Source organism: uncultured Desulfovibrio sp., assembly GCF_944327235.1.
Classification (GTDB): Bacteria; Desulfobacterota; Desulfovibrionia; order Desulfovibrionales; family Desulfovibrionaceae; genus Desulfovibrio.
Map to the genome: position 1 here is coordinate 1 of NZ_CALVHE010000096.1, position 8,424 is coordinate 8,424.

General features: G+C 58.3%; 6 protein-coding genes. 3 read left to right on the top strand and 3 right to left on the bottom strand.

Translation table 11 applies throughout. The features are described from left to right. The 3 genes from Q0K00_RS10430 to Q0K00_RS10440 all read left to right on the top strand — a co-directional run. A partial coding sequence (locus Q0K00_RS10430) for a hypothetical protein (protein ID WP_297229285.1) occupies positions 1 to 270 on the top strand: 270 nt, incomplete at its 5' end. Between the two features lie 93 nt (positions 271 to 363). Next, positions 364 to 3,939 (top strand): PEP/pyruvate-binding domain-containing protein, encoded by a 3,576-nt coding sequence (locus Q0K00_RS10435; RefSeq protein WP_297229287.1) that lies wholly within the window; start codon positions 364 to 366, stop codon positions 3,937 to 3,939. Between the two features lie 125 nt (positions 3,940 to 4,064). Then, on the top strand, positions 4,065 to 5,849 hold the full coding sequence (locus Q0K00_RS10440) for a DUF262 domain-containing protein (protein ID WP_297229289.1): 1,785 nt from the start codon (positions 4,065 to 4,067) through the stop codon (positions 5,847 to 5,849). Positions 5,850 to 6,141: 292 nt separating this feature from the next. Here Q0K00_RS10440 and pth read toward each other — a convergent pair whose 3' ends face one another. Genes pth through Q0K00_RS10455 form a run of 3 tightly spaced genes read right to left on the bottom strand, consistent with a single transcriptional unit; the run spans position 6,142 to position 8,389 of the window. Further along, positions 6,142 to 6,774, bottom strand: coding sequence for an aminoacyl-tRNA hydrolase (pth, locus tag Q0K00_RS10445; RefSeq protein ID WP_297229291.1), 633 nt, complete (start codon positions 6,772 to 6,774; stop codon positions 6,142 to 6,144). Between the two features lie 2 nt (positions 6,775 to 6,776). After that, positions 6,777 to 7,727 (bottom strand): alpha/beta fold hydrolase, encoded by a 951-nt coding sequence (locus tag Q0K00_RS10450; protein ID WP_297229293.1) that lies wholly within the window; start codon positions 7,725 to 7,727, stop codon positions 6,777 to 6,779. A gap of 59 nt (positions 7,728 to 7,786) precedes the next feature. Further along, on the bottom strand, positions 7,787 to 8,389 hold the full coding sequence (locus Q0K00_RS10455) for a 50S ribosomal protein L25/general stress protein Ctc (protein ID WP_297229295.1): 603 nt from the start codon (positions 8,387 to 8,389) through the stop codon (positions 7,787 to 7,789). Positions 8,390 to 8,424: the final 35 nt, after the last annotated feature.

The following is an 8,424-nucleotide window of genomic DNA, read 5'->3' on the forward strand; positions in this document are numbered from 1 at the left end:
CCCGGCGATATCGTGAAGGAAGGCGAAGAGCTCTTCAACGTCTCCATCATGAAGCAGGAAAAGGCCGTGCTCGCGCCCACGGACGCTATGGTCAAGCGTGTCCTCAAGACGGCCGACTTCAAGGAAAACAAGCAGATGGTCTCCGTGCGGGAAGGTGAACTCATCGTGGAGCTCTGCCCTGTGCCGCGTACCTGCCGCAATGAAGCGTGCGGGCAGCCCATCCCCATGGAAAACATCTCCTTCTGCCCCTATTGCGGCTCGCCCGTTTAAGCTTTGCCGCCCGCCTGCCCGCAACAGTAGACAGCTGCGGGCAGGCGCGCTAGAATATTACGGTCATCCATCCCTATTACTTCGGAGGACGTCATGCCCAACAAGACCCCTGTCACCAAATCAGGCGGCAAAAACGATAAGGAAAGCCTTGACGCCATTCGTCAGAAGCTCGTTCTCACCGGTGCGGATATCGTCGCACTGGGCGAAGAGGCCGAGCTGCTTGTGGGCGGCAAGAACTACAATACGGCGCTCATCAGCCAGATCGAAGGCATCCAGGCTCCGTATTTTCGGGCCATTTCCTCAAAGGCCTTCCATCATCTGCTTGATGAAACCAAGGTGAGCGGTCGCGTTGTCCGCAGCGTAGTCGATAAGGAATACGGTCGCATCGACTGGAACGATCCCGAGATCAATCAGGATCCTGATTTTCTGCAGAAATTCGTGCGGCAGCTTGGCCGCCAGATCCATGAGGCCGCCACGGCCGAGGCCGAGCAGGGGCATACCAAGCTGCGGACCTTCATCAATAACGTGGTGGACGGCTTTGCCACTTCTCCGGAAGGTATCGACCAGCTGCGCAAGCGTTCGGTCATGGTGCAGGCCGCCATTTTGTCTGTGGATCTGCCCGCGGATGTGAATACTGCCGTGCGCGGCGCCTATCAGTCCATCTGCACGGATAACGGCGATGACATGACGCCTGTGGCCGTGCGCTCTTCCGCCGCTGGCGAGGACTCCCGCAAGAAAGCCTTTGCCGGTCTGCAGGACACCTATCTCAATATGGTCGGTGGGGACAAGGTGGTGGAAGCTTACCACTGGGACTGCGCCTCGGCCTACAATCTGCGTTCCATGACCTATCGCCGCGAGGCCATCCTCGACGCCATCGCTCGCGCCGAGGAAACGGGGGATGAATCCATCGCCGAAATGGCCAAGAAGGAATGGGCCATCGAGAATACGTCCCTTTCCGTCTGCATGATGCAGATGATCAATCCCGTGGTGTCCGGTACGGCCTTCTCCGCCGATACGGCCACCGGTTGCCGGGGCACGGACCGCAAGGACCTGGTCAGCATCGATACGAGCTATGGCCTCGGTGAGGCCGTGGTGGGCGGCAAGGTGACGCCCGACAAGCTTTATGTCTTCCAGCGCGATGACGGCAGCGACGTGGTCATCCGTCAGATGGGCTGCAAGGACATGAAGATCGTCTATGACGAGAAGGGCGGCACCCGCGAAGTGGACGTGCCCGAGCTGGAGGCCCTGCGCTGGGCCTTGTCGCTCAGTCAGGCCGAACGGGTGGCCAAGGGCGTGCGCGCCGTGAGCAAGGCCTACGGCGGCATGATCATGGATACCGAGTTCTGCATCGACGCCAACGACAAACTTTGGTTCGTGCAGGCGCGTCCTGAGACCCGCTGGAACGAAGAGCTGGAGAACCATCCCACCACCATCTTCATGCGCCGCCGGGAGGTCGATCCCAAGGCTGCCGCCGCCGCTGAAGTGCTGGTGGAAGGCAACGGCGCGTCCCGCGGCGCGGGGCAGGGCACGGTGCGCTTCCTCCGGTCGGCCCTGGAGCTGAACAAGGTGGAGAAGGGCGACGTGCTGGCGGCCGAACGTACCGACCCCGACATGGTGCCGGGTATGCGCGTGGCCTCGGCCATCATGGCCGACGTGGGCGGCGACACCAGCCATGCGGCCATCACCTCGCGTGAACTGGGCATTGCCGCCGTCATCGGCATCCAGCGTCTGGACGTGCTGCGCGCGCTGGACGGCGCGGAAGTGACCGTGGACGGCACGCGCGGACGCGTGTACCGCGGCCTGCTGCCGCTCAAGGAAGTGGGCGGCGAGATGGACGTGGCCCAGCTGCCCATGACCCGCACCAAGGTGGGGCTCGTGCTGGCCGACGTGGGGCAGGCGCTCTTCCTCTCCCGTCTGCGCAATTTCCCCAAGTTCGAAGTGGGCCTGCTGCGCGCCGAGTTCATGCTGGGCAACATCAGCATCCATCCGCGTGCGCTGGAAGCCTTTGACAACGGTGAGCTGGAAAGCATCGTGCAGGCCAAGCTGCGCGAACTGGCGGGCAACCTCTCCAAGGTGCTGCGCGAACAGATGGCCGCCGGTCTCATCGTCTTCAATTTCAACCTGCGTGAATACGTGGGCGAGATCACCGGCCTTTCCGCCGAAGCGGCGGCCCTGGCGGCGACGGACACCAGCGCCAATGCCGAGGAGGTCCTGCTGCTGCACCGCAAGATGCGCGAGCTGGATCACAAGATCGACCAGCATCTTGAGATCGCTTCCCGTCGTCTGGAAGTGCTGAAGACCTCCGACGACCTGGCCGACCATGTGCGTATCATCATGGGCTACGACGATGAGCTGGCTCTGCTCAATCCCGCCGATCCCGAAGAAGCCAAGCGCATGGCCGAGATCGAGGCCAGCGTGGCCGACCGCGTGGAAAAGGTAAAGGATCTGCCCGCCGTCAAGACCCTGCTGGAGAACATCGGGCGTCTGCGTGAGGAAGTGAGTCTGCGCGCCGGCCTCAAGAAGGAAATGGATGACGTGCGCAATCTGCCCAACAAGATCCGCGCCCTCATCAAGACCCGTGGCTATCGCACCGGCAAGGAACACTACGTGCAGACGCTGGCCCAGAGCCTGGCTCTCTTTGCCATGGCCTTCTACGGCAAGACCATCGTCTACCGTACCACGGACTTCAAGAGCAACGAATACCGCAACCTCATCGGCGGCAGTCTCTTCGAGCATCATGAAGATAACCCCATGCTGGGCTATCGCGGCGTCTCCCGCAATATCCATGACTGGGAGATCGAGGCCTTCAAGCTGGCCCGGGGCGTGTACGGCGGCAGTAACCTGCAGATGATGCTGCCCTTCGTGCGCACGCTGGAAGAAGCTCGTTCCATGCGCAGCTATCTGGAACAGGTGCACAAGCTCAAGAGCGGCGAGGATGGACTGAAGATCATCCTTATGTCCGAGATCCCGTCCAATGCCATTCTGGCCAAGCAGTTCATCAGCGAGTTCGACGGCTTCTCCATCGGCTCCAATGACATGACGCAGATGGTGCTGGCGACCGACCGCGACAACTCCCGCTTGTCCCACATCTATGATGAAGAAGATCCGGCAGTGGTCTGGGCCATTCTGGTCAGTATCTTTGCCGGGCAGAAGTACCGCAAGAAGGTGGGCTTCTGCGGGCAGGGGGTCTCCAACAGCGTTATCCTGCGTGGTCTGGTGGCCATTGCGGGTATTGTTTCCGCCTCTGTGGTGCCGGATACCTACTTCCAGACCGTAAAGGACATCGCCGCTGTGGAGGCGGAAAATATCCCGACCTCCCGTCTGGGCGAATGGCTCGGCCAGCAGCATCACAAGCATCTTGCCGCTCTCATGGAAGAGGCCGGTTACGGGCATATCCTCAAGAAGTACACCCTGCCGCAGGATATCCAGGAGTGGTACGAAGGCGAACTGCAGCGCCGCCACGAACAACTGCGCGAACATCTGGATACTCCGAAGGAAGACTTCTACCGTACCGAGCTGGAAGGCTTCCGTTCCATGTTCCACAAGCCCGTCATCTACGCGACTTGGGACTGGAGCAGCACCGTGGAAGATGCCCTGCATCAGGCTGGCTTCGTCTCCTTTGAAGAGCAGGCGGCCGCTCTGGAAGAATGCCGCAAGATGGACTTCTAGTCGGCTGTTCTGAGTAAGACATCTGCAAGAGGGAAGAGGAAATCCGACAGCGGTTTTTCCTCTTCCCTCTGTCTATTTTGGTGGCTTCTCGGAATAACATCCAATTACTGTATGCTGGAGGGACCATGCCTGCACCGTTGATCAAGCCTATTTCCTGCTCTGTTGAATGGTTGGTGTCCGATATCGACCACGGCAACCTTGGCCTTCCTGATATCCAGCGACCTTTTGTCTGGAGCAATGCGCAGGTGCGGGATCTGTTTGACTCAATGTTTCGCGGGTATCCCGTTGGTTTTCTGCTTTTCTGGGCTGCACCTTTCAATTCGGGGAATCGTCAGATCGGTAGCCTGGGGCATGGTACGGATAATCCGTCACTTTTGATCATTGATGGACAGCAACGGCTCACTTCATTGTATGCAGTGATGAAGGGAAGGCCTGTTCTGGACAAAAATTTTTCCGAGCGGCGCATAAAAATCGCATTTCATCCTGAAAAAGGCATTTTTGAAGTATCCACACCTGCTTTAGAGCGCAGCCCGGAGTGGATAAGCGATATCTCTGAGCTATTTGTGCGGTCTGGCAGCAGTCGTAAGCATATTAATAACTTTTTGGATTGCTTGAAAAAGAGTCAGGGGGAAATCAGTCCTGAGCGTGAAGAGGTCATGGCGGAAAATATTGAACGCCTGCTTGGTATCAAATCGTACAGCTTTTCCGCGCTTGAGATCGACAAGGAAGCTGACGAGGAGCTGGTTTCCGACATTTTTGTCCGGGTAAATAGCGGAGGCCAAAAGCTGAACCAGTCAGACTTTATCCTGACGCTCATGTCTGTTTTTTGGGATGAGGGAAGGGCCGCGCTGGAAAACTTTTGCAGAGCTTCGCGCATCCCAAGTGCAGACGAGGGGAGTCCATACAACTATTTTTATGCGCCGGATCCCAGCGATTTGTTGCGGGTCAGTATTGGTCTGGCATTCAAGCGTGCGCGTCTGAAATATGCTTATCAGGTCCTTCGGGGAAAAGATTTGGAAACAGGCGACATGACGCCAGAACGGCGAGAAGCGCAGTTTTTGCTGCTCAAGGAAGCACAAGGCAAAGTCCTTGCGCTACAGAACTGGAAGGATTTCCTTCGCTGCCTGTATACCGCCGGATTTCGCAATGAAAAAATGATCACGTCCGGCGTCGGACTGATATATGCGTACACTTTTTTTCTTATAGGAAAGTACGATTATGCACTTTCTGGCGACGCGCTCCGGCTGGTGACTGCTCGCTGGTTCTTCATGAGTTCACTTACTGCTCGTTATTCAAGCTCTCCCGAGTCCAGGATGGAGCAGGATCTTGCCAACTTGCGAGGCATTCAAAACGGATCGGCCTTTTTGGACCATCTTAATCGTGTCATTCGCGATACGTTGACCGATGACTACTGGAATATCACATTGCCCAATGAACTTGCCTCGGCTGCCGCACGGAGTCCGGCACTCTATGCGTACTACGCCGCATTGGTTCTGCTGGATGCCCATGTCCTGTTTTCGGATCTGAAAATAGCGGATATGTTGGATGGAACAATGAGGGGCGGAAGAGATGCTTTAGAGCGCCACCATCTTTTTCCAAAGGCGTATCTGCAACGCATCGGCATAGACAGCGATCGCGACAGAAACCAAATCGCCAATTATGCGTTGGTCGAATGGGATCGCAATGTCGACATTGCGGACGATGCGCCTGCCGACTACTTCCCCAGACAGATGGCCAAGCATACGCATCGCCCGGAAATTCAGGAGGATTTACGCCTGCACGCCTTGCCGGAAGGATGGGAATCCATGCAATATGCTGACTTCTTGGAAAAAAGACGCATCCTGATGGCTCACATCATGCGTGAGGGCTTTGAGAAGTTGCAGCAAGTGTCCTGCCCGGAGTCGAGTTGAGCGCTGACCGTCCAGCCTCTCGGTAAAAGCACGCTGGGGAAGAGATAGGAGGCTTGGGGGGAAGGATGACGAGAATGCCTTTTCTCGCTTCGCTGCGAAAAGGCTGGGCCCTTCCGCACTGACGGTGACCCAAAGGGCGGCTCGCAGGGACGTGTCCGTTAGGCGACACAGGAGCCTTACAGGCATCGACAGCAAAGCGCTTGGTCTCCCTTCCCCTCAAATTTTGAGCGGCACGAAAAAAGCCACCCGCAAAGCTGCTGGCTCATCTTTCGTCAGTTTCAACGCAGCACATTTATGAGTTGTCCGTTTTTTCCTTGGTGGTTTTCACCTTGGGGGGCTTACAGGCGCGGACGGCAGCGTCCACTCCTTTGTCGGCAAAGGCGAAGACGACCTTGAGTGCCCGATCGAGAGCGTCGTTTATGCGCGTCTGGTCATCAGCGGCGGGACGGCCGAGCACCCAGTTGCTCACGTCGCCGCGTGCTGGTGGGCGGCCTATGCCGATGCGTAGACGGTAGAAATCCGGTGTGCCCAGTTGTTGCGTAATGGATTTCAGGCCGTTGTGGCCCGCGTTGCCGCCGCCCAGCTTGAAGCGCAGGTCGCCCGCCGGGATGTCCAGTTCGTCATGCGCCACAAGGAGCTGTGCCGGAGTCACCTTATGCCATGCCAGAAGCGGCTGCACACATTGCCCACTCAAGTTCATGTACGTCTGCGGCATGGCAGCCAGCCAGGAACCGCCCAGCAGGGGCGAGCGAACCCGCCAGAGACGGCAGGAAAACTTGCTGGCGCTCACTTCCTGCACGTCGCCACCATCCTGAGCGATGGCGCGCAGCAAAGTCTCCACAAAGGCAAAACCGCAATTGTGACGGGTGCCGTCATAGGTTGGGCCGGGATTTCCCAGACCCACCAGTACACCGGAAAAATCCATATTCAGTCCTTTGGAGCTACATAGCCGCTTTGCAGCGGCAAACCCAGTGCGCAGGCGTGCAGGGCCAGATAGGCCGCCGTTTCGCGTGCCGTTGCTTCCTGCATGAGGAGCATATGGCCGCCTGACGGGAGAAAGTGAAGTTTTTTCTGTGGCGCGTCAAGTCGTTCATATGTGGCGCGCAGTATGTTCGGCGCAAACAAGGCGTCATTGCGTGCGCCCAGAAGAAAGAACGGTTTTGGCGTTGCTTCGTTGATGTGGAGGGCCAGCAGGTCCGCCAGCAGGGCCAGCGGGTAGGTTAGACGCCGTTCGGCAAGGGGCAGGTCGATGGAGCCATGCCCGGCAAGCAGACGGCGCGGGGAAAGATAGCTGAAAAGCGGCAGAGGAAGCGCGGGAAAGCGCCGGGCCAGGCGCAGCAGTTTGTCCTGGATGGAGTGGCGATGGGCGAGCAGGGGCGCAAACAGCGTGAGCCGCATGGTGTCGTCATGCTGGGGAAAAACGGCTGAAACGGCAAAAAAGGCGTTCACTCCATCAAGGGGAGCAAAAGCGATGCGACGGCCGTCCCCGTCGGGCAGGCTGCCGCCACAGGCCAGAGCCAACGTCATGATGCCGCCCTGACTATGCCCGCACAGCAGGATGGGGCCGCTGTGATTCTGTTGCAGAGCGTCCACAGCGCGATGTATGTCGTCCAGCAGATCCGACAGACGAAACCGCCATATGTGGCGTGCAGCGCCGTGCCCGGTGAGATGCAGGGCTGCTACGGAAAAGCCCTGTGCATAGAGCGCACGTAAAAAAATGCGGTACTGCAGAGGACCGAGCATGGTGCCAGGCACAAAGAGCACCGTGGCTGCATCCGCGCGCGGCCAGTAGTCCAGAAGTGCGCCTCCCTTGCGATACGCAAGCGGCAGGCGACAAAAGTCCGGGCAGAGGGGAGAAGCGTCAAAGGCGATGGACATGTGGAAAAAAGGCCGGCTCCTTTTGGGGAACCGGCCCGAAAAAACAGGGGAAAAGGAGGCTACTGAGCTTCGCCTTCAGCGGCGTCGCCCTTGACCTTGGACTTGTCGATGATGCTCACCAGCGCGTAATTCTGATCGAACACGGCGGAAACGTTGGCAGGCAGGGGCAGCGTCTCGATGGTCACGCTGCTGTTGATGTCCATATCCGTCACGTCGATGGTGATCTTGGAAGGCATATCCATGGGCTTGGCGCTGAGGCGCACGACTTCGCGGTAGGTTTCCATGACGCCGCCCAGCTTCACGCCGCGGGACACGCCCACATATTCCACAGGCACATCCACCTTGACTTCCTTATCCAGATCCACGCCGTAGAAGTCGATGTGGGTGAATTCCTTCTTGTAGGGGTGCATCTGCACCTGCCAGAACAGGGCGGGATACACGGTCTTGGTGCCGTTGTCGTCGATCTCCAGATTGAAAACGGACGTACGGCCCATTTCGCCATACAGCTTTTCCACGGGCAGGGAAGGAACCTGAACAGCGATATTCTTGCCATCGGCCGTATAGAACACGCCGGGGACGAGGCCCTGGGCGCGCGTACGACCCGCCGGGCCCTTGCCGCTGTCTTCACGTTTCTGCACGCTCAACGTCTTTTCAATGCTCATTGTCTTCTCCTTCACTGTCTACCGCTGCGAGGCGG

Bases quoted from the DNA above. Each gene is read 5' to 3' on its own strand.
- Q0K00_RS10435 (WP_297229287.1), top strand. From the start codon at position 364: ATGCCCAACAAGACCCCTGTCACCAAATCAGGCGGCAAAAACGATAAG.
- Q0K00_RS10440 (WP_297229289.1), top strand. From the start codon at position 4,065: ATGCCTGCACCGTTGATCAAGCCTATTTCCTGCTCTGTTGAATGGTTG.
- pth (WP_297229291.1), bottom strand. From the start codon at position 6,774: ATGGATTTTTCCGGTGTACTGGTGGGTCTGGGAAATCCCGGCCCAACC.
- Q0K00_RS10450 (WP_297229293.1), bottom strand. From the start codon at position 7,727: ATGTCCATCGCCTTTGACGCTTCTCCCCTCTGCCCGGACTTTTGTCGC.
- Q0K00_RS10455 (WP_297229295.1), bottom strand. From the start codon at position 8,389: ATGAGCATTGAAAAGACGTTGAGCGTGCAGAAACGTGAAGACAGCGGC.